At 72.0% G+C, this 25,757-nt stretch carries 18 protein-coding genes and 4 pseudogenes; 8 read left to right on the top strand and 14 right to left on the bottom strand.

The genetic code is table 11. The annotated features are described in order from the left end of the window. Positions 1 to 256: 256 nt before the first annotated feature. The 3 genes from ABVB68_RS16415 (at position 257) to metX (ending at position 5,490) form a co-directional block, all read left to right on the top strand. The gene (locus ABVB68_RS16415) at positions 257 to 2,365 is read left to right on the top strand and encodes a SpoIIE family protein phosphatase (protein WP_503006139.1); all 2,109 of its coding nucleotides are present in this window, start codon (positions 257 to 259) and stop codon (positions 2,363 to 2,365) included. Positions 2,366 to 2,980: 615 nt separating this feature from the next. Further along, on the top strand, positions 2,981 to 4,342 hold the full coding sequence (locus ABVB68_RS16410) for a bifunctional o-acetylhomoserine/o-acetylserine sulfhydrylase (RefSeq protein WP_353601757.1): 1,362 nt from the start codon (positions 2,981 to 2,983) through the stop codon (positions 4,340 to 4,342). An 8-nt stretch (positions 4,343 to 4,350) separates the two neighbouring features. Next, positions 4,351 to 5,490, top strand: coding sequence for a homoserine O-acetyltransferase MetX (gene metX, locus ABVB68_RS16405; protein WP_503006138.1), 1,140 nt, complete (start codon positions 4,351 to 4,353; stop codon positions 5,488 to 5,490). A 49-nt stretch (positions 5,491 to 5,539) separates the two neighbouring features. Here the strand turns inward: metX and ABVB68_RS16400 are convergent. The 5 genes and pseudogenes from ABVB68_RS16400 to ABVB68_RS16380 form a co-directional block, all read right to left on the bottom strand. Further along, positions 5,540 to 6,338 (bottom strand): annotated as a pseudogene (locus tag ABVB68_RS16400) (LLM class flavin-dependent oxidoreductase). Between the two features lie 95 nt (positions 6,339 to 6,433). Further along, positions 6,434 to 6,703, bottom strand: a pseudogene (locus tag ABVB68_RS16395) (acyl-CoA dehydrogenase family protein); the annotation flags it as partial. Next, the gene (ssuE, locus tag ABVB68_RS16390) at positions 6,700 to 7,257 is read right to left on the bottom strand and encodes an NADPH-dependent FMN reductase (RefSeq protein ID WP_353601756.1); all 558 of its coding nucleotides are present in this window, start codon (positions 7,255 to 7,257) and stop codon (positions 6,700 to 6,702) included. The pseudogene ABVB68_RS16395 and the gene ssuE, both read right to left, overlap by 4 nt. A 41-nt stretch (positions 7,258 to 7,298) precedes the next feature. Then, positions 7,299 to 7,610 (bottom strand): annotated as a pseudogene (locus ABVB68_RS16385) (dimethylsulfone monooxygenase SfnG); the annotation flags it as partial. Positions 7,611 to 7,798: 188 nt separating this feature from the next. Then, positions 7,799 to 7,879, bottom strand: coding sequence for a putative leader peptide (locus tag ABVB68_RS16380; protein ID WP_353601838.1), 81 nt, complete (start codon positions 7,877 to 7,879; stop codon positions 7,799 to 7,801). A gap of 248 nt (positions 7,880 to 8,127) precedes the next feature. Between ABVB68_RS16380 and lplAB the strand changes: the two genes are divergently transcribed. The 3 genes and pseudogenes from lplAB to ABVB68_RS16365 all read left to right on the top strand — a co-directional run bounded on the left by lplAB (position 8,128) and on the right by ABVB68_RS16365 (position 10,306). Next, positions 8,128 to 9,192: a lipoate-protein ligase LplAB gene (gene lplAB, locus ABVB68_RS16375; protein ID WP_353601755.1), complete on the top strand. Its 1,065-nt coding sequence runs from the start codon at positions 8,128 to 8,130 to the stop codon at positions 9,190 to 9,192. Between the two features lie 96 nt (positions 9,193 to 9,288). After that, positions 9,289 to 9,481, top strand: a pseudogene (locus tag ABVB68_RS16370) (lipoate--protein ligase family protein); the annotation flags it as partial. A 153-nt stretch (positions 9,482 to 9,634) separates the two neighbouring features. Next, positions 9,635 to 10,306, top strand: coding sequence for a hypothetical protein (locus ABVB68_RS16365; RefSeq protein WP_353601754.1), 672 nt, complete (start codon positions 9,635 to 9,637; stop codon positions 10,304 to 10,306). 139 nt (positions 10,307 to 10,445) lie between these two features. Here ABVB68_RS16365 and ABVB68_RS16360 read toward each other — a convergent pair whose 3' ends face one another. The 9 genes from ABVB68_RS16360 to ABVB68_RS16320 all read right to left on the bottom strand — a co-directional run bounded on the left by ABVB68_RS16360 (position 10,446) and on the right by ABVB68_RS16320 (position 21,959). After that, positions 10,446 to 11,972, bottom strand: a complete 1,527-nt coding sequence (locus ABVB68_RS16360) for an NCS1 family nucleobase:cation symporter-1 (protein ID WP_353601753.1) — start codon at positions 11,970 to 11,972, stop codon at positions 10,446 to 10,448. Between the two features lie 122 nt (positions 11,973 to 12,094). After that, positions 12,095 to 13,114 carry a TIGR03842 family LLM class F420-dependent oxidoreductase gene (locus ABVB68_RS16355; RefSeq protein ID WP_353601752.1) on the bottom strand — a complete coding sequence of 340 codons (1,020 nt, stop codon included), beginning with the start codon at positions 13,112 to 13,114 and terminating at the stop codon, positions 12,095 to 12,097. A gap of 11 nt (positions 13,115 to 13,125) precedes the next feature. Then, positions 13,126 to 14,529: a dihydropyrimidinase gene (hydA, locus tag ABVB68_RS16350; protein ID WP_353601751.1), complete on the bottom strand. Its 1,404-nt coding sequence runs from the start codon at positions 14,527 to 14,529 to the stop codon at positions 13,126 to 13,128. Between the two features lie 115 nt (positions 14,530 to 14,644). Continuing rightward, positions 14,645 to 15,487: a nitrilase-related carbon-nitrogen hydrolase gene (locus ABVB68_RS16345; RefSeq protein ID WP_353601750.1), complete on the bottom strand. Its 843-nt coding sequence runs from the start codon at positions 15,485 to 15,487 to the stop codon at positions 14,645 to 14,647. Between the two features lie 155 nt (positions 15,488 to 15,642). Beyond that, entirely contained in the window at positions 15,643 to 17,220 is a 1,578-nt protein-coding gene (locus ABVB68_RS16340) for a PucR family transcriptional regulator (RefSeq protein ID WP_353601749.1), read from the bottom strand. Between the two features lie 43 nt (positions 17,221 to 17,263). Next, positions 17,264 to 18,544: an aspartate aminotransferase family protein gene (locus ABVB68_RS16335; RefSeq protein ID WP_353601748.1), complete on the bottom strand. Its 1,281-nt coding sequence runs from the start codon at positions 18,542 to 18,544 to the stop codon at positions 17,264 to 17,266. After that, positions 18,541 to 19,383 carry a nitrilase-related carbon-nitrogen hydrolase gene (locus tag ABVB68_RS16330; RefSeq protein ID WP_353601747.1) on the bottom strand — a complete coding sequence of 281 codons (843 nt, stop codon included), beginning with the start codon at positions 19,381 to 19,383 and terminating at the stop codon, positions 18,541 to 18,543. The genes ABVB68_RS16335 and ABVB68_RS16330 overlap by 4 nt, the downstream gene beginning before the upstream one ends. Before the next feature lie 524 nt (positions 19,384 to 19,907). Continuing rightward, positions 19,908 to 21,389 (bottom strand): hypothetical protein, encoded by a 1,482-nt coding sequence (locus ABVB68_RS16325; protein ID WP_353601746.1) that lies wholly within the window; start codon positions 21,387 to 21,389, stop codon positions 19,908 to 19,910. Between the two features lie 318 nt (positions 21,390 to 21,707). Next, complete coding sequence (locus tag ABVB68_RS16320) at positions 21,708 to 21,959, bottom strand: helix-turn-helix domain-containing protein (protein ID WP_353601745.1); 252 nt, start codon at positions 21,957 to 21,959, stop codon at positions 21,708 to 21,710. A 107-nt stretch (positions 21,960 to 22,066) separates the two neighbouring features. Here ABVB68_RS16320 and map point away from each other — a divergent pair, with 107 nt between their 5' ends. Then, the gene (map, locus tag ABVB68_RS16315; RefSeq protein WP_353601744.1) at positions 22,067 to 22,843 is read left to right on the top strand and encodes a type I methionyl aminopeptidase; all 777 of its coding nucleotides are present in this window, start codon (positions 22,067 to 22,069) and stop codon (positions 22,841 to 22,843) included. Between the two features lie 150 nt (positions 22,844 to 22,993). Beyond that, entirely contained in the window at positions 22,994 to 25,750 is a 2,757-nt protein-coding gene (locus ABVB68_RS16310) for an AAA family ATPase (RefSeq protein WP_353601743.1), read from the top strand. Positions 25,751 to 25,757 lie beyond the last annotated feature (7 nt).

Genomic DNA, 25,757 nt, shown 5'->3' with positions numbered 1-25,757 from the left:
CCGGGGGTCTGCTTCTCCCGCTCCCCGGAAGGCTGCCGGTCGCCCCGTGTCGCCGACGCTCGTGACCTCGGGGAACCATCGGCTCGCCGCACCTTCGCGGGTCCGCCGGGCGCCCCTGCGGTGCGGGCCGGCGCCCGGTGAAGGGGGTGTGTTCTCCGGTGCTCTGGGTGAGCATGGAAGTCGAGGCGCCGACAGGCGCAGACCGGCCGCGCCGCAGTGGCTCATGTGGCGTCGGCGAGCGGAAAGGGTGCCCGCGATGAGCGAAGCCGAACGGCCTCCCGCGGACATCGACCAGGTGTTCGACGGCCGAGCGAGCGGCGAACCATGGCAGAGCGGGCTGATGGATCTCCTCGGGGTCGCGGCGGTGCTGCTGGACGCCGAGGGACGGGTGGTCCTGTGGAGCCCGCATGCCGAGGAGCTGTACGGCTACACGGCCGAGGAGGCGCTCGGCCAGTACGCCGCGCGGCTCCTGGTCAGCGAGGAGCACTGGGACTGGGTGGCCAAGAAGTTCGCCGACGTCATGGGGACGGGCCAGACCTGGGGCGGCACGTTTCCCGTCCGGCGAAAGGACGGCAGCACACGCCTGGTGGAGCTGCGCAACATGCGGCTGCTGGACGACCGCGGCGACTTCTACGCCCTCGGACTCGGTACCGACTCGCCCACACTGCGCGAACTGGAGCGGGACGTCGCCCTGTCCACCCGGCTGATCCACCAGTCGCCCATCGGAATCGCGATCCTCGACTCGGACCTGCGGTACATGTCCGTCAACCCCGCGCTGGAACGGATGCACGGCATCCCGGCGAAGGACCACCTCGGCCGCCACTACCGCGCGATCATGAAGGACGCGAGGTTCGAGATGCCCGAAGCCGCGATGCGGCAGGTCCTCGAGTCGGGGGTGCCCCTGATCGACCAGTCGACGATCGTCGGTCGCAGCCCGGCCGACGCGCAGCCGCGCCTGCACGCCTGGACGATCTCGGTCTACCGGCTGGAGGACACCCGGGGCCGCGTACTCGGGGTGGCCGAACTGGTCACGGACGTCACCGAGCGTTACCAGGCGGCCAAGGAGGCGACCGCGACGCGGCGGCGCCTGGCCCTGCTCGCCGACGGCTCCGCCCGTATCGGCACCACCCTGGACGTCGCACAGACCGCCCGGGAACTGGCCGACGTCACCGTGCCCGAGCTGGCCGACGTGGTCTCCGTCGACGTGCTCGACTCCGCCATCGACGAGCACCGGCCTCACAGCACGGTCGGTCCCGCGTTCTTCCGTGCCCTCGCGCTGAAGGCCGCCTACCCCACCGAGGCGCTCGAGGCCGCCGATCCGCCCGGCCACATCGCCGCGTACGACGACGACCGCGTGGCCACCCGGTGCGTGCGCACCGGCCGGCCCATCCTGATCGCCCACGCCGACGACGACGACCTGACGTGCATCGCCCGCGACGACCACGCCGCCACGCTGCTGGCCCGCGCCGGAGTGCACTCCTACATGGCCGTCCCCCTCACCGCACGCGCCACCGTCCTCGGCTTCCTGGGGCTGAGCCGCGCCCGCGATCCACGTCCCTTCGACGAGGACGACCTCGCCATCGCCGCCGAGCTGGCCTCCCGCACCGCCGTCTGCATCGACAACGCCCGCACCCACCAGAGCGTGCGCAACGCCGCCGAGACCCTCCAGCGCAGTCTGCTCCCCCGCCATCCACCCCACCTGCCCGGCCTGCAGATCGCCTCCCGCTACCAGCCCGCACAGGCCGCCTACGAGATCGGCGGCGACTGGTACGACGTGCTCCCGCTGGGCGGCGACCGGACGGCCCTCGTCGTGGGCGACGTCATGGGCAGCGGCATCGACGCCGCCGCGGCCATGGGCCGGCTGCGCACGGCCACCGCCGCCTTCGCCGGCCTGGACCTCGACCCCACCCGAGTCCTCGAACAGCTCGACACGATCACCTCCGGACTGGAGCAGTACATCGCCACCTGCCTCTACGCCGCCTACGACCCCCACAGTGGGGAGTGCCAGATCGCCAACGCCGGCCACCTGCCCCCCGTCCTCGTCCGCCGCGGGCACCATCCCCAGCTCCTCGACCTGCCCACCGGCACCCCGCTCGGCGTCGGCGGCGTCCCCTTCGAGACCACCACCGTCGGCCTCGAGCCGGGCGACCAACTGGTCCTCTACACCGACGGACTGGTCGAAACCCGCCACCACCCCATCGATGAACGCCTCGATACGCTCCTGCGTGTCCTCGCCGCACCCGACCGCTCCCTGGAAGAGACCTGCGACCGGCTCCTGAACGACCTCCGGCAGCCGGACGACCACGACGACGTCGCCCTGCTGATCGCCCGCAGACTGCCGTTCGCGCCGGCGGGTGCGGCGTGATCGACGGGTGTGCTGTCCGCCGGGACGCCGGCGTCGCCGTGCGTAGCCAGCTCTGCCCGCACTCCGCCCAAGACGAGCCGGGCGCTCCCGGATCGAGCTGGAACGCGATGCCGTGACCGGCGGACAGCCGATCGGTCTGCTGTTCACCGCGCCCGACGGCGACACGGCGGTCCTGGTCGACACCGGCCCCCATCCGGCCGTGACCCGGCACGACACCTGCGCCTGACGCACGAACGAGCCGGCCTCCACTGACCGTCCCGACGGGTGAGACGGCCACCAGGGCGGCCGGCGGGCGAGGAAGGCCGAGGCATCGCCCTCTTTCCGAGTCGTGCTGGTGCGCCGTCACCAGCTGTGGTTACCTGAACCCATGACCGTGCTCGTGACCCGCCGCCACGTTGACTACGTGCGTGTCACCACCACGGGTTGTACCGCCGTGAGCTGACGCCGCGCTCCGGCATCTGATCCCCCTCTCCTGACCTCGCGCCTGTTCACCTCGCGCGCTCTCCGCCCCATCGTGCCGCGCCCTCCTCCGGCCTGCCCTCTTCCGGCCCGGACGGCAGCCGCGCGGTCTTCGCACACCCCGCACATCCCGCACACCCCGCACAAGGGAGAACCATGAGCCAGCCGATCGACTCCGTCACCGCCGGCCACACCCCCGAGGACGAACCAGCCGGTCCCGACGCCTCGGCCTGGTCGTTCGAGACCAGGCAGATCCACGCCGGCGCGGCGCCGGATCCGACGACCGGGGCGCGGGCGGTGCCGATCTACCAGACGACCTCGTTCGTCTTCCGCGACACCCAGCACGCCGCCGACCTGTTCTCGCTCGCCGAGCCCGGCAACATCTACACCCGTATCCACAATCCCACCCAGGACGTCTTCGAGCAGCGGATCGCCACGCTCGAAGGCGGCGTCGCCGCGGTGGCCCTGGCCTCGGGGCAGGCCGCGGAGACCCTCGCCATCCTGACTCTGGCGAGCGCGGGCGACCACATCGTCTCCAGCACGTCCCTGTACGGCGGCACCTACAACCTCTTCCGCCACACCCTGCCCAAGTTCGGCGTCGAGGTGTCCTTCGTCGACGACCCGGACGACCTGGAAGCCTGGCGAGCGGCGATCCGGCCGAACACGAAGGCCCTGTTCGCCGAGACACTCGGCAATCCGCGCGGCAATGTACTCGACGTACGGGCGGTGGCCGACGTCGCGCACGAGGCGGGAGTCCCGCTGATCGTGGACAACACCGTGCCCACCCCGTACCTGCTGCGGCCCATCGAGCACGGCGCCGACATCGTCGTCCACTCCGCGACCAAGTTCCTCGGCGGCCACGGCACCACCATCGCCGGTGTCGTCGTCGACGGCGGCACCTTCGACTTCGGCGCGCACACCGACCGCTTCCCCGACTTCAGCGAACCGGACCCCAGCTACCACGGCCTGCAGTACTGGCCCGCGCTGGGCCCGGGTGCCTTCGCCGTCAAACTGCGCGTCCAGTTGCTCCGCGACATCGGGCCCGCCCTCTCCCCGCACTCGGCCTTCCTGCTGCTGCAAGGCGTGGAGACGCTCAGCCTGCGCCTGGAACGGCACTCCGCCAACGCCCAGGCCCTGGCCGAATGGCTGGAACAGCGCGACGAGGTCGCCGCCGTGCACTACCCGGGCCTGGAGTCCAACCGGTGGTACGAGGCAGGGCGGCGCTACCTGCCACGCGGCGCCGGCGCGGTCCTGGCCTTCGAACTGCGGGACGGCGTCGAGGCGGGCAAGCGGTTCGTCGACGCCGTCGAGCTGTTCAGCCATCTCGCCAACATCGGCGACGTACGCAGCCTCATCATCCATCCGGCGTCCACCACCCACAGCCAGCTGGACGAGGCGCAGTTGGCGGCGACCGGCACCTCGCCCGGCCTGGTCCGCCTGTCGGTCGGCATCGAGAACCTCGCCGACCTCAAGGCGGACCTGGAGGCCGGCTTCCGCGCGGCGAAGGGTGCGTCCTGAACACCGTAGTGGCGACTTCCGAGGCCCCCCTCCCGCCGGCCTCCGGGGCCTGGCGGGAGGGGGACCCTCCGGGGCGCCGCCGATGGCACGTGCGGGAGAGACCGCTACCGCTGGAGGCCGGAGGTGAACTGCCCGGTGTGCGCCTCGCGTTCGAAACCTGGGGGCGACTGGCACCAGACCGGTCCAATGCCGTCCTGGTGCTCCACGCGCTCACCGGCGACAGCCACGTCGCCGGCCCGGCCCAACCCGGCCACCCCACCCCCGGCTGGTGGGACGGGCTCGTCGGGACCGGTCGGGCGCTGGACACCGACCGCTGGTTCGTCGTCGCTCCCAACGTCCTGGGCGGCTGCCAGGGCACGACCGGACCGGCCTCGACGCGTTCCGACGGCCGACACTGGGGTGGTTCCTTCCCCGCCCTGACACAGCGCGACCAGGTCGCCGCGGAAGTCGGCCTCGCCGACGCACTCGGCGTCGACCGCTGGGCCCTGGTGATCGGCGGCTCGATGGGCGGAATGCGTGCCGTGGAGTGGGCCGTGTCGTATCCGGAGCGCGCGAACGCACTCCTCCTGATCGCCACCACGGCGGCGGCAAGCGCCGAGCAGATCGCCTGGGCCGACATCCAGCTGCACGCCATCCGCAGCGACCCGCACTGGCGCGGCGGCGACTACCTCGACGCCGGCCCCGGAGCCGGCCCGCACGCGGGACTCGGCCTGGCCCGTCGCCTCGCCCACGTCACCTACCGCAGCGAGCCGGAGCTTCAGGCCCGTTTCGGCCGCACGCCACAGGGCACGGAGGATCCCTGGAACGGCGGCCGGTACCAGGTCGAGTCCTATCTCGACCACCACGCCGCCAAGCTCGTGCGCCGCTTCGACGCGGGCAGCTACGTCACACTGGCAGAGGCCATGAACCGTCACGACATCGGTCGCGGCCGAGGTGGTACGCGCGCCGCCCTGAGCCGCGTGACGGCCAGGACCCTCGTCGCGGGCGTCGACTCGGATCGCCTCTATCCGCTCTCCCAGCAAGCGGAGTTGGCGGCCGGGATCCCCACAGCGGATCACGTCCGGGTGGTCGAATCCCCGTACGGTCACGACGGTTTCCTCATCGAAGTGGAGCAAGTCGCCGCACTCGTGAGCGAGCTCGTCGGCTAGACGGCCCTGGGTGGCGGCGCGGGCTCGCCCCCCGTCTCGGCGGCGGCCATCACCTGGGTCGTCGCGCCCTCCCGGCATCGGCGAAGGGGACCTGGGCGGCGGGGGCCACCTGCTGCCCGTACGGGTGCTGCCACAGACCCTGCGCCTGAAGCTTCGGCAGCACGCCTTCGCCGAACCAGTACGCCTCCTCCAGATGCGGATACCCGGAGAAGATGAACTCCTCGATCCCCAGGGCGGCGTACTCCTTGATCCGCTCGGCAACCTCGGTGTGACTGCCGACCAGGGCGGTCCCCGCGCCACCCCGCACCAGTCCGATGCCCGCCCACACGTTGGGATGGATCTCCAGCCCGTCCCTGTTCCCACCCCCGTGCAGGGCCAGCATCCGCCGCTGCCCCTCCGACTCGCTGCGGGCAAGCCCGGCCTGAACCTGCCGCACGGTCTCCGTGTCGAAGCCCGCCAGCAGCCGCTCCGCCTCGGCCCAGGCCTGCTCGGAGGTGTCGCGGGTGATGACGTGCAGCCGAATGCCGAAGCGGACGCTGCGCAGAGGCCATCTGCGCCGCGAGCGTCGGCGAGACGAAGCCGGGGCGGAAGGCGACCAGGAACTTCAGGCGCTCGGTGTTCTGGCTGACCATGGCGGTGGTCAGCCACGCGTCCTCGCACCACGCGCCGGTCGGCGTGAGCGCGCCGACGAAACCGAGGTCCTCGGCAGCGCGGGCGATCTGGCTCAGGTAGGCGACCGTCGGCGGCCGGTCGCGCCCGGACTCCGTGGCGGGGGTGCCGTGGCCGCCGCCGACGACGTGGCGGCTGTCGCCGTTGGTGGGCAGGAACCAGTGGAAGGTGAGGGACACGTGAGGGCTCCGATCGGTGTTCGTCAGCGTCGTTCGGCCTCCGTCAGAGGAGGCCGTGCCGGGGCGGCTTGGTGCCGTTGAGCACGTAACGGCCGGTGGCTCTGCGGGATCAGGGCCAGGCTGGCGTCGGCGGCGGCGAGCAGTCGGAAGATCTCGGCGAGCGTGTCCGCACGGACGTCCGCGCCACCGGACCGGGCGGGTACGGTCACGGCGAGCAGCCCGGAGGCGGACAGCCGCTCCAGTTCCGCGCGGGGGAGCCTGCGCCGCGCGTCCCGCTCGGCGGCGCCTTTGCGGAAGTCCCCGGCCAGCTCCGCGGCCACGGCAAGGGCCTCGGTGTCGTCCGCGATGACGTGCGCGACGCTCATCCGGCGGCCGCCAGCAGCGTCGTCCGCCCGCCCAGCGCGGCCGAGAACTGGTCCGTGACCTGCGCCAGAGCCTCGGCCGATCCCGGCGCGACGGTCAGCGCGCCGTCCTCGCCCACCGTGATGTCCCTGTCGAGCGTGAACCAGCCCGGCGTGATGTGCGCAGGGCCCATGGAGGCCAGCACCGGGCGCAGGGCGTAGTCGATGGCCAGGACGTGGGCGGTGCTGCCGCCGGTGGCCAGCGGGAGGACCGTCTTGCCCGCCAGGGCGTACTGCGGGAGCAGGTCGAGCAGGGACTTCAGCAGTCCGGAGTAGGCGGCCTTGTAGACGGGGGTACCGATCACCACCCCGTCCGCCTGCTCGAACAGGGCGGTGGCCCGGACGATCGCCGGGTGAGCGAAGTCGGCCCCGAGCAGTGCCTCGGCAGGCAGGGTACGAACGTCCAGCGCGATCACCTCATGCCCCTGCGCGACGAGCCGTCCGTCCAGGTGGCGCAGCAGCCGAGCGGTGCGGGAGGTGGCGGAGGGGCTTCCGGAGACGGACAGGACAGTGGCCATGGGAGGACCTTTCGGTTCGTCGTTTCGGGTGCGGGCCGCGGTCAGGCGTGGGCGGCGGCGGGCTCGGACGCGGCTTCCCGTGCCTCCAGTTCGCGCACCAGGGGCAGCACCCGCTTGCCGAAGTACTCGACCTCCTCCAGGTAGTGCAGGAAGCCGAGAAGGAGGAGGTCGACGCCGAGCCGCTTGTAGGCGACGATCCGCTCAGCGATCTGCTCAGGGGTGCCGATCAGACCCGTGCGGAAGCCGTCGTTGTACTGCACGAGGTCCTCGAACGTGGAGTCCTGCCACATGCCCTTGCCGTCGCCGGTGGACGGACCGGCCTGCTGGACGGCGTCGCGGAAGCCGTGCACTGCGGGCATGGGAACTCCTGGCAGGAGAATGCTGCGCGAGCAGGGCGAATGCGCTCCGCGGAATTCAGGCACGCCGGAGCGGCGTTTCCGGGTAAGCCGTCGTCACGACGGAAATGATCCGGGGCCGGAATTCACGGAAGAAGTCACAGAGGGAGCGGGCGAGAGGGTGGGAGGGTTTCCCTCGGGTGCGCTCAGACCCGACAGCGACAGAAGGCGCTGGAAACACGCACCAGGTCGACGTGGCGTCGCCGCGTGAGGTCCTGTCGCTTCATGCCACCGATCGAACCAGGAGGGACTCCGGCCGGTCAAGAATGCCTGGATGTGATTCCACATGGTGAGAGTCGGTATTCACGAGGTTGTGACAGGGTTTCCCTTGAACCCGGTCCCCGGGAGGGCCCAGTCTCCTGTTCGTGCGATTAAAGGCGAGTATTAAGGTCTACTACATCAGATGTACGCATCTGCCCGAATGTCAGAGCAAGGAGCTCAGAGCACGTACAGCCCGCTGGAAGGAAACGAAGCCGTGCATGGCGAGTACAAGGTGCCCGGCGGCAAGCTGGTCGTCGTAGATCTGGATGTCGAGGGCGGTGTCCTGCGCAACGTGCGAGTCGCCGGGGACTTCTTCCTGGAGCCGGACGAAGCGATCTTCTCGATCAACACAGCCCTTGAGGGTTCCCCCGCGTCGACGGACGCCGCAGGGCTGGCCGCCCGGATCACGGCGGCGCTGCCTGAGTCGACCGTGATGCTCGGGCTGACAGCGGAGGGCGTCGGCGTCGCCGTCCGGCGCGCTCTGGCCCACGCGACCGAGTGGAGCGACTACGACTGGCAGCTGGTGCACATGGAGCCGCAGGCACCGGCCCTGCACATGGCGCTGGACGAGGTGGTCACCGCCGAGGTGGCCGCCGGGCGGCGAGCCCCGACCCTACGGGTATGGGAGTGGGCGTCCCCTTCCGTGGTGATCGGCAGCTTCCAGTCCCTGCGGAACGAGGTGGACCCCGAGGGGGCCGCGAAGCACGGGATGACCGTGGTTCGCCGTATCTCCGGTGGTGGGGCCATGTTCGTAGAGCCCATGAGCACGATCACGTACTCCCTGTCGGTACCGGAGTCCCTGGTCTCGGGCCTCTCCTTCGCGGACAGCTACGCCTACCTCGACGACTGGGTGCTGGGCGCACTCGGCGACATGGGCATCAGGGCCTGGTACCAGCCCCTGAACGACATCGCCACCGAGGCCGGCAAGATCGCCGGTGCGGCCCAGAAGCGCATGGTGGGCCCTGACGGCGGTCCTGGAGCCGTCCTCCATCACGTGACGATGTCCTACGACATCGACGCCGCCAAGATGCTCGACGTGCTCCGCATCGGCAGGGAGAAGATGTCCGACAAGGGCACCAGGAGCGCCAAGAAGCGGGTCGACCCGCTCCGCCGGCAGACGGGCCTCGCGCGGGAGCAGGTCATCGAGAACATGGTCGCCTCCTTCCGCGACCGCTACGGGCTGACCACTGGCGAAGTCACTGCGGAAGAGATGGCGCGCGCGGAGGAACTGATGCGGACGAAGTTCGCCACCGAGGAGTGGACCGCGCGCGTGCCGTAAACGCCGCGCCCCGCCGGGTGCCGCCTCGCACCGCGCGGGGCGAGTAGGCCCCTTGCCCCTGAGCACGCCGGCTCGTGGTGTCGTCCCTGTCCGACCTTCGTGGAGCCGGGCAACATGATCACCCGCTCGCTGTCGGTGCCCGAGTCCCTGGTGCAGGGCATGTCCTTCCAGGACGGCTACGCCTGTCGCGACGACTGGGTGCCCGGGGGTCCTCGGCGACATGGGCATCCGCGCCCGGTACCAGCCGTCGAACGACATCGCCACCGACCAGGGCAGGATGTCGACGGCATAAGGGGCAGAGCGGTACCTCGTGAACACGCGGTCGTGATCGCCCGAGCACGCAGCGAGTTCGCCCTTCCGCCGCACGGGCAGTCGTGTGACACTGTCGTCCCCGTACCCCCGCGGACCCCCTCCGCGCCCCCTCCCCCACGAGAAGTGCGCCGTGCGTTCTCTTCCTCTGCCGCTCGCCCTCACCGCGCGTCTGACGCCGGTCGCGGTCCTCGCCTGCGCCGGCTGGGCGCTGACGTCCGGCCCGGCCGCGCCACCCGCCGCCGCGCACCGGTCGGCGCCCCGGGAGACGCCGGCCGGCCCCTCCTCCGCCGCCCCGTCGTCCGGCGCGGCCTCGAAGGCGTACGCCACCGCGCCCGCCCCGTGCTCCAGCGTGCCCGTGGCCACCGTCAAGTCGCTGGTGCCCGGGGCCGCGACGTCGGGCAAGGAGATCCCGTCGACGGACACCCGACTGCGCCGCACCTGTTCGTGGAACGCGCTCCAGGGCTACGACTACCGCTGGCTCGACGTGTCGTTCGAGATCAGCGACTCGGCAGCGGAGGCGAAGCGGGAGTACGAGCAGCGGGTCGGCGAGAAGAGCGGTGGCGGTGCCGTTCCGGGGCTCGGGGACGCCGCGTACTCCGTCGTCAACCTCACCACGGAGGACAAGCAGCAGACCCGCGAGGGCGTGGTGCTGGCGCGGGTCTCCAACGCCCTGGTGGTCGTCACCTTCAACGGCAGTGACTTCGAGACGAAGAAGGCCCCGGGCACGGACGAGATCAACAAGGGGGCCATCAAGGCGGCGAAGGCCGCGGTCGGCGCGCTCGGGGGCGGGCAGCCGGGCTGACCGCCCCCGGAACTCGGCCCGGGCGGCCCCCGAACTCCGCCCAGGCCCCAGGCATTCGGCCGGGGCCCCGGGCCTCGGCCGAGGCCCCCGAACCTCTGTCCTCCCGGCCGAGGCCCTCGCGCCGTGTCGACCGCCGCACTCAGACCGCCGTCCTCCTGTCGCCGGTGAGCCAGGTGAGCGCCAGGTACAGCAGCGAGGAGGTGCCGAGGCCCACCGCCCAGCCGTAGTCGGCCAGCGCGGACAGCGCGGGGACGGGGCGGCCGTCGATCAGCGGCGCGAGGTCGGCGCCGCCGATCGCGAGGACACCGCCCACCAGGAAGGCCACCACCGCCCGCCAGTTCCAGCCGCCCGTGTACCAGTAGCGGCCGCCCGTGCGGTACAGGTCGGCGAGGTCGAGGCGGGTGCGGCGCAGCAGCCAGTAGTCGGCGACGAGGATGCCCGCCACCGTGCCGAGCAGTCCGCCGACCAGGCCGAGCCAGGTGAAGATGTAGCCCTGCGGGTCGGAGTACAGCTTCCAGGGGAAGATCAGCACGGCGAGGACGGCGGTGATGAGTGCCCCGCCGCGGAAACTCACCTTCCTGGGCGCGACGTTGGAGAAGTCGAAGGCCGGGGAGACCAGGTTGGCCGCGATGTTCACGGACAGGGTCGCGACCAGCACGGTGACCAGGGCGTAGAGCAGGCCGACCACGCTGTCCGTCCTGGCGGCGAGCTGGACCGGGTCCCAGACGGGCTTGCCGTACACCGCCTGGGAACCGGACGTGACGAGCACGGAGAGGAACGCGAACAGCGTCATCGTGGTCGGCAGGCCGAGGGCCTGGCCCCAGGTCTGCGCCTTCTGGCTCTTTCCGTAGCGGGTGAAGTCCGGGATGTTCAGCGACAGCGTCGACCAGAAGCCGATCATGCCCATCAGGGAGGGCCAGAACAGCTTCCAGAAGTCGCCGCCCCAGCCCAGTGCGGAGGGCTGGCCGAAGAGCGGGCCCACGCCGCCGGCCTTGCTGCTCATCCACCAGAGCATGACCAGCGCGCCCAGGATCACGAAGGGTGCCGCCCAGTTCTCGAAGCGGCGGATCGTCTCCATGCCCCGGTGGATGATGGCGACCTGGACGGCCCAGAAGATCGCGAAGGACAGCCACATGGTCCAGGCGTAGCCGCCGATGTGCGAGGCGTTCGCCCAGCCGTCGCCGACCAGTTTGCCGGCCAGGAAGTAGATCGCCTCGCCTCCGATCCAGGTCTGGATGCCGAACCAGCCGCAGGCCACCAACGCCCGTACCACGGCGGGCAGGTTGGCGCCGCGCACACCGAAGGAGGCGCGGGCGAAGACGGGGAAGGGAATGCCGTACTTGGGGCCGGCGTGCCCGGTCAGCAGCATCGGCACCAGCACGATCAGGTTGGCGAGGGCGATGGTGAACACGGCCTGTTTCCAGTCCATGCCCACCGCGATCAGCCCGGACGCCAGAGTCCAGGAGGCGGTGTTGTGGGCCATGCCGACCCACAGGGCGGAGAAGTTGTACGTCGTCCAGGTGCGCCCCGCCGCGGGGACCGGCAGGAGGTCCTCGTTGGCGTAGGGGCCACTGGGCTGCGCGGTGCCGGGGGCGAGTTCCACGCGCCCGTCGGGCAGGGTGACTTGGCCGGATGGCGGTATGGCCGTGGGAGCGGTGTCGGTCATGGGCTGGCCAATCGGGGAGAGGGGTCGGGGACAGGCCGTGCGGGCACCAGCCCCCTCCCCGGGACGGCGGGGAGGGGAGACCAAGAGGGGTGTGGGGGGAACTCGGACCCGGCGGGGCGGGGTCAGGCGTTGAGGGCGGGGATGACCTGGCCGCCGTAGGCGTCGATGGTCGCCTCCTGCGCGTCGTGCATGTCGTACACCGCGAACTGGTCGACGCCCAGCGCGCGCAGCGCCTTCAGCTTCTCGATGTGCTTCTCGACGGGGCCGATGACGCAGAACCGGTCCACGATCTCGTCGGGCACGAACCGGGTGTCCGGGTTGCCGCTGCGGCCGTGGTGGGCGTAGTCGTAGCCCTGCCGTGCCTTGATGTAGTCCGTGAGTTCCCCGGGGATACCGGCGGAGTGCTCACCGTACTTGGCGACCAGGTCGGCGACGTGGTTGCCGACCATGCCGCCGAACCAGCGGCACTGTTCGCGGGCGTGGGCCAGGGCCTCGGGCGAGTCGTCGTCGGTGACGTAGGCGGGCGCCGCGACGCAGACCGTCACCTCCGCCGGGTCCCGGCCGGCGGCCACCGCCGCGTCCCTGACGGCCTTGACCATGTACTCCGTCAGGTAGGGGTCGGCGAGCTGGAGGATGAACCCGTCGGCCTCCTCGCCGGTCATCTTCAGCGCCTTGGGGCCGTAGGCGGCCATCCAGACCGGCAGTTCGGCGCCGTCCCTGATCCAGGGGAACCGGATCTTCGTGCCGCCGAGGTCGGCCTCCTCGCCGCTGCCGAGGGCGCGGATGACCTTCATGGCCTCGCTGATCCGGGCGAGGGTGTTGGGCGTGCGGCCCGCGACGCGCATCGCGGAGTCGCCGCGGCCGATGCCGCAGACCGTCCGGTTGCCGAACATGTCGTTGAGGGTGGCGAAGGTGGAGGCGGTGACCTCCCAGGTGCGGGTGCTCGGGTTGGTGACCATCGGGCCGACCTTCAGCCGCGTGGTGTTGGCGAGGATCTGGCTGTAGATCACGAACGGTTCCTGCCACAGCACGGAGGAGTCGAAGGTCCAGCCGTAACCGAAGCCGTTGCGTTCGGCCCGCTTCATCAGGCTGACGACACGGGAGGCGGGCGGGTCGGTCTGCAGAACGAGTCCGAAGTCCATGTGTGGCGCTCCTAGTTGAGGTACTGGCAGGTGGAGCGCGGGGTGTACACGCCGTGGCCGGCGCGGCCGGTGTACGCCCGCTGGTCGATGACGTGCTCGCCGCGCGAGAGCACGGTCTCGACCCGGCCGGTGACGCGCTTGCCCTCGTAGGCCGAGTAGTCGACGTTCATGTGGTGGGTCCGGGCGGAGATCACCTGCTCGGCGTGCGGGTCGTAGATGACGATGTCCGCGTCGGCCCCCGGGGCGATGGTGCCCTTCTTCGGGTACAGGCCGAACATGCGTGCTGGGGTGGCGCAGGCGATCTCGATCCAGCGACGGCGGGAGATGCGCCCCTCGACGACGGCCTGGTGGAGCAGGTCCATGCGGTTCTCCACGCCCGGCAGACCGTTGGGGATCTTGGAGAAGTCGCCGCGGCCCAGCTCCTTCTGGCCGGTGAAGCAGAAGGGGCAGTGGTCGGTGGAGACCACCTGCAGGTCGTTGGTGCGCAGTCCCCGCCAGAGGGCGGCCTGGTGCTCCCTGGGCCGAAGCGGCGTGCTGCACACGTACTTGGCGCCTTCGAAACCGGGCTCGGCGAGGTTGTCGGTGGACAGGAACAGGTACTGCGGGCAGGTCTCGCCGAACACGTTCAGCCCCTCGTCGCGGGCCCGTACCAGCTCGGCCACCGCCTCCGTCGCGGAGACGTGCACGACGTACAGGGGGGCGCCAGCGACCTGGGCGAGCCGGATGGCGCGGTGTGTGGCCTCCGCCTCCAGCAGGGCCTTGCGGACCTCGCCGTGGTAGCGCGGGTCGGTCTCGCCGCGGGCCAGCGCCTGTTCCACGAGGACGTCGATCGCGATGCCGTTCTCGGCGTGCATCATGATCAGGCCGCCGTTCTCGGCGGAGCGCTGCATGGCCCGCAGGATCTGGCCGTCGTCGGAGTAGAAGACGCCGGGGTAGGCCATGAACTGCTTGAAGGAGGTGACGCCCTCCTCGACGAGCAGGTCCATCTCCTTGAGCGTCTCCTGGTTCACGTCGGAGACGATCATGTGGAAGCCGTAGTCGATGGCGCAGTTGCCCTCGGCCTTGCCGTGCCAGGCGTCCAGGCCCTCGCGCAGGGTGTGGCCGACGCTCTGGACGGCGAAGTCGACGATCGTCGTCGTACCGCCCCAGGCGGCGGCCCGGGTGCCGGTCTCGAAGGTGTCGGAGGCGAAGGTGCCGCCGAACGGCAGCTCCATGTGGGTGTGGGCGTCGACGCCACCCGGGATGACGTACCTCCCGGTGGCGTCGACGACCCTCTCGGCGGTGAACGCCTCGGCGGCGGGGGTGCCGGAGGCGGCGAGGGCGGCGACGCGGCCGTCCTCGATCAGCACGTCGGCGTGGATCTCGTCGGACGCGGTGATGATGAGACCACCGCGGATGACGGTACGACTGCTCATGGTCCCTCTCCTGGGTGGGTGCGGGTCGGATGTGGCCGGTCGCGCCCGCGCGGCGGCAGCCGCACGTCGAAGGCGGCCCCGCGCCCCTTCAGGGCGCCTGTGCGACCCGGCGTTCCTACGGCGCCGTCAGCGGTCCGTAGGTCCCGGGCGCGCGGTCGCGGTAGAACTGCCAGCGGTCGCGGACCTCGTGGAGCTTGGCCAGATCCAGGTCCCGGACGACGAGTTCGGTCTCCTTGTCGCTCGCCGCCTCGCCGACGAACTGGGCCTCGGGGTCCACGAAGTAGGTGGTGCCGTAGAAGTCGTTGTCGCCCAGGTCCTCCACGCCGACCCGGTTGATCGCGCCGACGAAGTACTCGTTGGCGACGGCCGCCGCCGGCTGCTCCAGCTGCCACAGGTAGCGGGACAGACCGCGCGAGGTGGCCGAGGGGTTGAAGACGATCTCGGCACCGGCCAGGCCCAGCGCCCGCCAGCCTTCGGGGAAGTGCCGGTCGTAGCAGATGTAGACGCCGATCCTGCCGACGGCCGTGTCGAAGACGGGCCAGCCGCTGTTGCCCGGCCGGAAGTAGAACTTCTCCCAGAATCCCCGCACTTGGGGGATGTGGGTCTTGCGGTACTTGCCGAGGTAGGAGCCGTCCGCGTCGATCACCGCCGCGGTGTTGTACAGCACTCCCGGCTGCTCCTCCTCGTACATGGGCAGGACCAGGACGATGCCCAGTTCGCGGGCGAGGCTCTGGAAGCGCCGGACGGTCGGGCCGTCGGGGATCCGCTCGGCGTACTCGTAGAACGCCTTGTCCTGCACCTGGCAGAAGTAGGGGCCGTAGAACAGCTCCTGGAAACAGAGGACTTGGGCGCCCTGTGCGGCGGCGTCCCGGGCCGCCTGCTCGTGCACCTGGATCATGGATTCCTTGTCGCCGGTCCAGGCCGTCTGGAAGAGGGCGGCACGGATCACTCGGCTCATCGGGGCCTCCGGTAGCTCGGTGTGCTGTGAGCCTAGGAAGCCCGGAGAGCCCCTTTGAGTGGCAGCGTGTCACGTCTGCGGGCCGTGGGCGTGCCACCGTGTCACGTGTCCGCGAGCCCATGTTTCACCGCCGTTTTCCCTGGTCGTCTCGGGTTTCACCCCTGTTGCACGTCGTGCGCGAGGAGTGCGATGTGTATGGAGGCCGCCTGTTCGAAGTCGTCCAGGTCGACGCCGAGGCGGGCCTGTATGGCCTCCAGGCGGCGGTAGAGGGCGGGCCGGGAGACGTGGTGGAGCTGGGCGGTGCGGGACTTGTTGCGGCCGGTCGCGAGATAGGTGCGCAGGACGTTCAGCAGCTCGGGTTCGCCGTCGGCCAGCAGCCCGTCCAGCTCCCGCTCGGCGAAGGACTGCACGTGCGGGTCGTCGCGCAGCAGCCGGATCAGTCCGCGCAGATGGACGTCCCTGAGCCGGACGACGGCCGGCAGGTCCAGGACGGCGGTGGCGCCGGTCACGGCGTCGGCGACATGTCCGGCCTCGCGCAGGCCCGCGGGTACCTCGTCCCAGGCGGTGCGCGGATCGGCGGCGGCGACCACCGTGTCCGGAGCACCGGTCTCGGCGCGCAGCCGGGCGGCGAAGTGCGCGGTGAGCGCCTCGGCGTGCTGGTCGCGGGCGAGGCTGAGCAGGACGGCGGCGGCCCCGCCGGCGGACTCGGCGACCAGCCCGGGCAGCCCCAGCATGCGCAGCACGCGGCCGAGCGGGCCGGGCTCGCCGCCCGGCACCACGAGCGGGACGAACGTCCGCCGGTTGACCGGCAGTCCGGCCGCCCGCGCCCGCGGCAGCAGGTGACGGGCCGGTACGGTCCCGGAGATCAGGTCGGTCAGCAGGCTCTGCGCGGACTGCTCCTCCCAGGTGTGCGCGGAGCCGCCGCCGAGCATGCGGTGCAGTACCAGCGCCTCGGCCGCCCGGTCGGCGAGCAGCCGCCCGGTGGCCGCCTCGCCCCGGTAGCCGCACAGCAGCAGCCGGCCCCACCGCTCCCCTCGCCCGCCCAGCTCGGCGCGCACCCAGCCGTCGCCCGCGCTGCCACCGGCCTGCCGGGAGATCCGCTCCCAGTCGCGCAGTACGTCGTCCACGGCCGACCGCTCCCCCGCGGTGGCGAGGACGCGGTGGGCGAGGTTGGTGACCACCACCGGGCAGCCGCTGTGCCGGGCGACCTCCTCCAGCAGCCCTTGCAGCGGGGCACCGGCCGTGATGAGGCCGGTGAGGGCGGTGCGTACGGTCTCCGAGAGGCTGACGGCGGCGAACCTGCGCCGGACCAGCCGGCACTGCACCTCCTCGGTCAGCTCGGCGAAGGGCAGGGGCCGGTGCAGGACGACCATGGGCAGCCCGCACCGTTCGGCGGCCCGCCGCATCACCTCGGGCGGGGTGGGAAAGGCCCGCCCGAGACCGAGGACGACGGCCGCCGCCTCGGCCCGGTGCAGGGAGCGGACGTACTCGGCCTGCTTGGCCTCGTCTCCGGCGAGGAGCACCCCGGTGGTCAGCACCATCTCGCCGCCGCTGAGCATCACGCCGACGTCGGCGGCCTCGGCGACGTGCACCCAGCGCACCGCCCGGTCCAGTTGCCCGGCCCCGGCGACCACCTCGGGTTCGCCGGCGAGCACCCGCTCCAGGGTGAGCACCTGCCGGACGGAGAGGGCGGGCTCGTGCGGCTGCCAGGTGTCGGTGGAGATCGTCGTCATGGCCGTGTCCCTCGCTCGGGTGGTGCCGGCTCCGCTGTGCGGGTCACACGCTCCGCAGGGCGCGTTCGAGGATGGCCGCTCCCTCCTCGGCCTCGGCGACGGTGAGCGACAGCGGGGGTGCGACGCGCAGGGCGCTGGTGTCGTGGCCGCCGCCCTTGCCGATGAGCAGTCCGCCCTCGCGAGCCGCCTCCAGCACGGTGGCGGCCGCCCGCGGATCGGCCTCGTCCGTCCCGGGTTTCACGAGCTCGATGCCGATCATCAGCCCTCGTCCGCGCACCTCGCGCACACCGGGCAGCTGGGCGGCGACGGCGCGCAGCCGCTCGATGAGCAGTCCGCCGACCCGGCGGGCGTTGCCCTGCAGGTCGTGTTCGAGGAGGTAGGTGAGGTTGGCGAGGCCGGCGGCCATGGTGACCTGGGTGCCGCCGAACGTCGAGATGCTGTTGGCGTCCAGGCAGTTCATGATCTCGGCACGGGCGATCACCCCGCCGACGGACATGCCGTTGCCGATGCCCTTGGCGAAGGTGACCAGGTCCGGCGGACCGCTGCGGGCGTGCGCCTGCCAGCCCCAGAAGTGCTCGCCGGTGCGCCCCCAGCCGGTCTGCACCTCGTCGGCGATCCACAGGACGTCATGCTCCCTCAGGACCTCGCGGAAGGCGGCGTAGAGCCCGTCGGGCGGGGACGTGAACCCGCCGACGCCCTGGACGGGTTCGGCGATCAGCGCGGCGGGCGGCCGGGTGTGCCCGAGGATGTCCCTCAGGTCGGCCACGCAGGCGTCGACGAACGCGCGGTCGTCGAGGTGGGCGAACGGCCCGCGGGTGCGGACGCCGCCGTGCACGTACAGGGTCTGCAGCGGGGACAGCGAGGTCGGGGACCAGCTGCGGTTGCCGGTGACGCCGACCGTGCTGAAGGAGCGGCCGTGGTAGCTGTTGCGCATGGCCAGCACGGTGTTGCTGCGGCGGTAGGCGGTGGCCAGCAGCAGGGCGGTGTCGTTGGCCTCGGTGCCGGAGGTGGTGAAGAAGACGCGGGCGTCCGGGATTCCGCTCACCTGGGCGATGCGCTCGGCGAGTTCGACCATCGGCCGGTTGAGATAGAGGGTCGAGGAGTGGATGATCCGGCCGGCCTGCTCGCTGACCGCCTTGGTCACCTCGGGCAGTGCGTGCGCGGTCATCGTGGTCAGGATGCCGCCGAAGAAGTCCAGGTAGCGGTTGCCCGCGGAGTCCCAGACGTGCCGTCCCTCGCCGTGGGTGATCTCCAGCGGCTCGTCGTAGTACAGGGCGAGCCAGTCGGGCAGCACCTTGCGGTGACGTGTGGAGAGATCGTTCACGGCTGTACCAGCCCTTCGTAGGCGTCGGGACGGCGGTCACGGTAGAAGGCCCACTGCTGCCGTACTTCCTCGATCAGGTCGAAGTCGAGGTCGCGGACGAGGAGTTCCTCGCCCTTGTCGCTCGCCGTCTCGCCGACGAAGCGCCCGCGCGGGTCGACGAAGTAGCTCGTGCCGTAGAAGTCGTTGTCGCCGTACTCCTCCTGCCCCACCCGGTTGATGGCGGCGACGAAGTACTCGTTGGCGACGGCGGCGGCGGGCTGCTCCAACTGCCAGAGGTGGGCGGACAGTCCGCGGTGCGTGGCGGAGGGGTTGTAGACCAGCTGCGCGCCGTTCAGCCCGAGCTGCCGCCAGCCCTCCGGGAAGTGCCGGTCATAGCAGATGTAGACGCCGACCTTGCCGACGGCGGTGTCGAAGACGGGCCAGCCGAGGTTGCCGGGCTTGAAGTAGAACTTCTCCCAGAAGCCCTTGACCTGCGGGATGTGGTGCTTGCGGTACTTGCCGAGGTAGGTCCCGTCGGCGTCGATCACGGCGGCGGTGTTGTAGTAGAAGCCGGACTGCTCGATCTCGAAGACCGGGACGACGACCACCATGCCGGTCTCGCGGGCGAGCTCCCGCATCCGGCGGACGGTCGGGCCGTCGGGTACCGGCTCGGCCCAGCGGTAGTGCTCCGGATCCTGCACCTGGCAGAAGTAGGGGGCGTTGAAGACTTCCTGGAAGCCGATGATCTTCGCACCCCGGCGGGCCGCCTCGCGGGCGTGCTCCTCGTGTTTCGCCACCATGGACTCGGTGTCGCCGGTCCAGGTGGCCTGGACCAGAGCGGCGCGGACGACGTTGGCCATGAGCTGCTCCCTCGACGCGGCCTCAGAGCCTCTACGCCCGTAGAACAGGTCGTAGAGGGACGAAAGTAAGCCTCCGCGCGGCCCTTGCCAAGACCATCGTCGTCAACCCGCGGAGTCGATCACGTTTCGCACTCCTGTGGGTGAGTGCCGGGCCCCGGTCGCGGGCGGATCGGGGCACACGTGGGACGGGCACACCCGCGGCCTCCCCCGGGCCGCACGGACCCGCTGCGGGCCCACGAGCCGGTGCACGACCGCGCCACGGGTGCGTTCGGGGCCCTCGCGGCGGGCGGCCACCGGGTGCGTTCCGCGACCGCGCCACGGGTGCGTTCCAAGCTCTCTGGGCGGGCGGCCACCGGGTGCGTCCCGCGACCGCGCCACGCGTGCGTTCTGAGCTCTCTCGGCGGGCGGCCACCGGGTGCGTTCCGCGACCGCGCCACGGGTGCGTTCCGAGCTCTCTGGGCGGGCGGTCACCGGGTGTGCTCCTGCCGGCGAACCACGGGGGCGTCCCCGGCCTTCGCCGGCGGTCACCAGGTGTGTCCCGCGACCCGCAGGGCGTGTACGAGGTCCCAGTGCCGTTCGTCGGAGACCGCGTGCGCCGCCTCCAGCAGCAGGGGGACGAGGCGGTCCGGGGCGGTGGCGGCGCTCAGGGCCGCCTCTTCCGGGGTGCGGACGCGCACGTAGGCGTCCAGCAGCGCCCGCGCCTCGCGCCCGCGGGCCTCGTCGTCCAGCCGCAGTACGGCCGCACCGATCTGCTCGGCGGGCCGGGCCACGCCCTGCCGCAGCAGCTGCCGTCCGTCGTGGTCCCGCCCCGCCGCGGCCAGCGCGTCGGCGGCGGTCACCAGCCGGTCGGCGGGCAGCGCGACGGCCTCCCAGAGCAGCGTGGCCCAGTCGGCGCCCAGCCCCGCCCGGTGCAGGGCCTCGGCGAGCAGCGGGAAACGGGACGCGGGCCAGCCGGTGGCCTCCACCAGCAGCACGTGCGCCTCCCCGCTGCGTCCCTCGGCCCGCAGCCGGGCCAGCCGCTCCACCAGTGTGCCGACCGCCTCGGCCGCCCCGGCGTCCGGCGACGCGACGGGGGCCGGTACCGGGCGGTCCGGCGTCGCGGCGCCGGCGAACCGGGCCCCGCGCGGCGTGCGAAGGCCGCCCTGGTCGTCGGCCGGCACGTCCACCGCCGCCGGCGGCACGGCCACGGCGGGCTCGTCCTCGGCCAGCCCGGCGAACCGGGCACTGCCGCGACGGCGCTTGCGGGGTCCGGCCGGGGCGGGAGGCGGCTGCGGGGCGGAGTGAGCCGGATCGGGGGGCGGGTGCGGGCCGGGGTGGGCCGGACCGGGAGGCGTGTACGCGGTGGGGTGGGCCGGATCGGGAGGCGTGTACGGGGCGGGGTGAGCCGGATCGGCAGGCGTGTACGCGGTGGGGTGAGCCGGATCGGGGGGCGCGTACGCGCCCGGGTGGCCCGCGGCCGGACCGACGGGTGGCGTGGCCCCGGCGCCGTACGCCATTGCCTGGGACTCCAACTGCTCCAGTCTGCCACGGAGTTCGGCGCAGCGTGCGGTCGCTCGCTCATGGTCGTCCTCGGCCCAGGCGAGGTCGAGACGGAGGGACTCGGCGTCTTCGGGGGAGGCCGGCGCCGACAGCAGGCGGCGCAGTCCGGCCTGGCGCTCGGCGGCGTACCGCTGCTCGCGGAGCATGACGTCGAGACGGTCGATCAGGTCGTTTCGGGCGCCCGGTCTGGCGTCGTGGGCCGTGAGCGCGGCGGCGCGCAGCGCGCGGGCCCGCTGCCGCTCGGCCGCCTCGGCCGCGGGGCCGTAACTCGCACCGAGGTCCTGCAGCAGCGCCTCGACGACGTCCCAGGGCGGCAGTTCGCGCCCGTCCAGGCAGGCCCGCATGCCCTCGGGGTCTCGCCGCCAGAAGACACCGCACCAGCCTCCGTCCTGATCGAGGCGCGCCAGGAGGCCGTCCAGGTAGCTCGCGAACTCCCGCACTCCGCCGGGGAGTCGATCCACAGCCATCGCCCAGCTCCCGCCCGACCGCCAGCACTCCGGTCGGTAGGCAACACCACTTGTGTTACGGGGCTGCTACGCAGAGTTTTCCGACAGCGCGCGGACGACCGGTCGCGAACCCCGGACGGTCACCGACCTCGGCGACCGGGTCGCACCGGAGGTCACGGATCCCGGCGCTCGGGACCCCCAAGGCGGTAACGGACCTCGGCGATCAGGGCCCCCCGGAGCTGCAACGGAACTGGGCGACCGGGACCCCCGGGGCAGCAGCGGAACTCGGCGACCGGGATCCCCAGGGCAGCAGCGGAACTCGACGACCGGCACGGTGCCTCAGACGGGCACCAGCGCGCAACGGGTGACGAGTTCGTCCATGGACAGGCCGAGCACACGGGCCAGCGCGGCGACCGTGAAGAAGGCCGGAGTCGGCGCCCGCCCCGTCTCGATCTTGCGCAGCGTCTCGGGCGAGACGCCGGCCTCGGCGGCGATCTCGACCATGCTCCGGCCGCCGCGCGCCTCACGCAGCAGCCGTCCGAGCCGCTCGCCGCGCTCGCGCTCTTCCGGGGAGAGTGGGGTGCGCACCATGACGCCCATTCTAATACCGGACTCCTGATGCCGACCCCGGCCGCGTCCCGATCGTCGGCGCGGAGCACCGTCGGTAACCCCATTCAAATAACGGTATAGTAATTGGCATGATGGAGCTGAAGACGGACGCGTCGATCGACGCGATGCACGCGGCGGGTCAGGTGGTCGGGCGGGCGCTGACGGCCGTACGGGAGGCCGCGGGCGTCGGCGTCCGGCTGCGCGAGCTGGACGAGGTGGCACGAGAGGTACTGCGCGAGGCCGGGGCGTCCTCCCCGTTCCTCGGCTACCGCCCCTCCTTCGCCCCGGTCCCCTTCCCCGCGGTGATCTGCGCCTCGGTCAACGACGCGATCGTGCACGGCATCCCGACCAGCGACCGGCTGCGGGACGGCGACCTGGTCTCCATCGACTGCGGCGCCGAACTGGACGGCTGGGTCGGCGACTCGGCGATCAGCTTCGTCGTGGGCCGCCCCCGCCCGGCGGACCTGCGGCTGATCGAGACCGCCGAGCGGGCGCTGGCGGCGGGCATCGAGGCGGCGGTGGCCGGCAACCGCATCGGGGACATCGCGCACGCCGTAGGCAGCGTGTGCCGTACGGCCGGCTACGGGATCATGGGAGGCTTCGGCGGCCACGGGGTGGGCCGGCGCATGCACGAGGAGCCCGAGGTGCCCAACGAAGGGCGTCCCGGGCGCGGCATCCCGCTCCGTCCGGGCATGGTCATCGCCATCGAGCCCATGCTGATCGCGAGCGGCAGCGACGCGTACCGCACCGCGGGCGACGGCTGGACCCTCCGCACGATCGACGGCTCCCGCGCGGCCCACGTCGAGCACACGGTGGCGATCACGGAGCGGGGCCCCCGGATCCTGACGGCACGCGCCCCGGTCTGAGGAGGGCCGCCCACGGGCTCGACGGCAGGCGACATGCCCGCCTCCCTGGATCGTGTCATCGTGGCAGGAGCGGGCTCCGATCGGAGTGGCATGCGTGGGCTCCGATCGGATACCCGGCGAAGCCAGTCGTCAGCGAAGGAACTCGACGCCATGAGCAACGGCTACCCTCCTGACCCCTTCGGTGAATTCATGTCCCGCTTCTTCGGCGGGCTCCCGGACGGGGCGCAGGGGCCCCGCCACGTCGACATGGGCCGCCTGCTCAGCCAGCCGGCCCGGGAGCTGGTCAGAGGGGCCGCCCAGTACGCCGCGGAACACGGCAGCCGGGACCTGGACACCCAGCACCTGCTGCGCGCGGCGCTGTCCACCGAGCCCACCCGCACCCTGCTGAGCCGGGCGGGCGCGGACCCCGACTGGCTCGCGACGGAGATCGACAGCCGGGCCGGCCCCGTCCAGCACCCGCCCGGCGAGGTGCCGCCGCCGACCTCGCTGTCGCTCACGCCGGCCGTCAAGCGGGCCCTGCTGGACGCCCACGACATGGCACGGGCGAGCGGCGCCGGGTACATCGGACCGGAGCACGTGCTCAGCGCGCTGGCCTCGAACCCGGACTCGGCGGCGGGGCACATCCTCCACGCGGCCCGTTTCTCCGGGGGCGCCGGGCCGTCCGAGGCGCCGGAGACCACGCAGGCCCGCCCCGAGCGGCCGCGGCCGACCGCCACGCCCACCCTGGACAAGTACGGCCGCGACCTGACCGAGCTGGCCCGGCAGGGTCAGGTCGACCCGGTCATCGGCCGGGAGTCGGAGATCGAGCAGACCATCGAGGTGCTGTCGCGGCGCGGCAAGAACAACCCGGTGCTCATCGGTGAGGCGGGCGTCGGCAAGACGGCCGTCGTGGAGGGCCTCGCCCAGCGGATCGCCGACGGGGACGTGCCGGACGTGCTGGCCGGACGGCGGGTGGTCGCGCTGGACCTGACCGGGGTCGTGGCCGGCACCCGGTACCGGGGCGACTTCGAGGAGCGCCTGAACAACATCGTGGAGGAGATCCGCGCCCACTCCGACCGGCTGATCGTGTTCATCGACGAAGTGCACACGGTCGTGGGTGCCGGCACCGGCGGCGAGGGCGGCGCGATGGACGCGGGCAACATCCTCAAGCCGGCGCTCGCCCGCGGCGAGCTGCACATCGTGGGCGCGACCACGCTGGAGGAGTTCCGCCGGATCGAGAAGGACGCGGCGCTGGCCCGCAGGTTCCAGCCGGTTCTGGTGTCCGAGCCGACCGTACCGGACACCATCGAGATCCTGCGCGGGCTGCGCGACCGGTACGAGGCGCACCACCAGGTCCGGTACACCGACGAGGCGCTGGTCGCGGCCGTGGAGCTGTCCGACCGGTACCTCACCGACCGGCGGCTGCCGGACAAGGCTATCGACCTGATCGACCAGGCGGGTGCCCGGGTCCGGCTCGGCGCCGGGACGAAGGGCACGGACGTCCGCGCGCTGGAGCGTTCGGTCGAGCAGCTGGTCCGGGACAAGGACCAGGCGGTCGCGGGCGAGGACTACGAACAGGCCAAGCAGCTGCGCGACCGGATCGCCGAGCTGAAGCGGCAGATCGTGGAGGCGGGCGACGAGGACAAGGCCGACGAGGGGCAGCTGGAGGTGACCGCGGAGGCCATCGCCGAGGTCGTGTCCCGGCAGACCGGCATCCCGGTCAGCCGGCTGACCGAGGAGGAGAAGCAACGCCTGCTGAGCCTGGAGGAGCACCTGCACCAGCGGGTGGTCGGTCAGGAGGAGGCGGTCGCCGTGGTCACCGAGGCGGTGCTGCGCTCCCGCGCCGGGCTCGCGAGCCCGAACCGGCCGATCGGCAGCTTCCTGTTCCTCGGTCCGACCGGTGTGGGCAAGACCGAGCTGGCCCGGGCACTCGCCGAGTCCCTGTTCGGCAGCGAGAACCGCATGGTCCGCCTGGACATGAGCGAGTACCAGGAGCGGCACACGGTCTCCCGGCTGGTTGGCGCCCCGCCCGGCTATGTCGGCCACGAGGAGGCCGGGCAGCTCACCGAGGTGGTGCGCAGGCACCCGTACTCGCTGCTCCTGCTCGACGAGGTGGAGAAGGCGCACCCCGATGTCTTCAACATCCTGCTCCAGGTGCTGGACGACGGCCGGCTGACCGACTCCCAGGGCCGGACCGTGGACTTCACCAACACGGTCATCGTGATGACCAGCAATCTCGGTTCCGAGGCGATCACCCGGCGCGGTGCCGGGATCGGCTTCGGGCCGGGCGGCGCCGAGGCCGACGAGGAGGCGCGGCGCGAGCAGATCCTGCGGCCGCTGCGCGAGCACTTCCGGCCGGAGTTCCTCAACCGCATCGACGAGATCGTGGTCTTCCGGCAGCTGACCAGCGAGCAACTGCGGCAGATCACCAACCTGTTGCTGGAGAGCACCCGCCGGCTGCTGGACGGGCAGGGCGTCCACGTCGAGTTCACGGACGCGGCCGTCGACTGGCTCGCCAAGCGCGGCTACCAGCCGGAGTACGGTGCCCGGCCGCTGCGCCGCACCATCCAGCGGGAGGTGGACAACCAGCTGTCCCGGATGCTGCTGAACGGGACGATCTCCGAGGGCAGCCGGGTCACGGTGGACGTACGGGACGGACGACTGGAGTTCCGCACCGACGGCACCGACAGCGGCACGGCCGAACGCGCTGAGGACGGCCCGGGCCGACACACCACCGGCAGCACGGCCGAACGCACCACCGGCGGCACCGGCGAACGGACGGCGGGCGACACCGGCGAACACACGGCCGGCGACACCGGCCCACCCACGGCGGGCGACACCGGCGAACGCACGGCGGGCGACACAGGCGAACGCGCCGGAGAAAGCCCGGGCGAAGGCACTGGGCAAGACCGGCCACCGGCACCGTGACCGTGCG

Source organism: Streptomyces sp. NPDC096012, from assembly GCF_040426375.1.
Lineage (GTDB): Bacteria > Actinomycetota > Actinomycetes > Streptomycetales > Streptomycetaceae > Streptomyces.
This window is presented reverse-complemented; position numbering and strand designations above follow the sequence as displayed.

Excerpts from the sequence above, each read along its gene's own strand:
- ABVB68_RS16415 (WP_503006139.1), top strand. The coding sequence starts at position 257 with ATGAGCGAAGCCGAACGGCCTCCCGCGGACATCGACCAGGTGTTCGAC.
- ABVB68_RS16410 (WP_353601757.1), top strand. The coding sequence starts at position 2,981 with ATGAGCCAGCCGATCGACTCCGTCACCGCCGGCCACACCCCCGAGGAC.
- ssuE (WP_353601756.1), bottom strand. The coding sequence starts at position 7,257 with ATGGCCACTGTCCTGTCCGTCTCCGGAAGCCCCTCCGCCACCTCCCGC.
- ABVB68_RS16380 (WP_353601838.1), bottom strand. The coding sequence starts at position 7,879 with ATGAAGCGACAGGACCTCACGCGGCGACGCCACGTCGACCTGGTGCGT.
- ABVB68_RS16360 (WP_353601753.1), bottom strand. The coding sequence starts at position 11,972 with ATGACCGACACCGCTCCCACGGCCATACCGCCATCCGGCCAAGTCACC.
- ABVB68_RS16355 (WP_353601752.1), bottom strand. The coding sequence starts at position 13,114 with ATGGACTTCGGACTCGTTCTGCAGACCGACCCGCCCGCCTCCCGTGTC.
- hydA (WP_353601751.1), bottom strand. The coding sequence starts at position 14,529 with ATGAGCAGTCGTACCGTCATCCGCGGTGGTCTCATCATCACCGCGTCC.
- ABVB68_RS16345 (WP_353601750.1), bottom strand. The coding sequence starts at position 15,487 with ATGAGCCGAGTGATCCGTGCCGCCCTCTTCCAGACGGCCTGGACCGGC.
- ABVB68_RS16340 (WP_353601749.1), bottom strand. The coding sequence starts at position 17,220 with ATGACGACGATCTCCACCGACACCTGGCAGCCGCACGAGCCCGCCCTC.
- ABVB68_RS16330 (WP_353601747.1), bottom strand. The coding sequence starts at position 19,383 with ATGGCCAACGTCGTCCGCGCCGCTCTGGTCCAGGCCACCTGGACCGGC.
- ABVB68_RS16325 (WP_353601746.1), bottom strand. The coding sequence starts at position 21,389 with ATGGCTGTGGATCGACTCCCCGGCGGAGTGCGGGAGTTCGCGAGCTAC.
- ABVB68_RS16320 (WP_353601745.1), bottom strand. The coding sequence starts at position 21,959 with ATGGTGCGCACCCCACTCTCCCCGGAAGAGCGCGAGCGCGGCGAGCGG.
- map (WP_353601744.1), top strand. The coding sequence starts at position 22,067 with ATGATGGAGCTGAAGACGGACGCGTCGATCGACGCGATGCACGCGGCG.
- ABVB68_RS16310 (WP_353601743.1), top strand. The coding sequence starts at position 22,994 with ATGAGCAACGGCTACCCTCCTGACCCCTTCGGTGAATTCATGTCCCGC.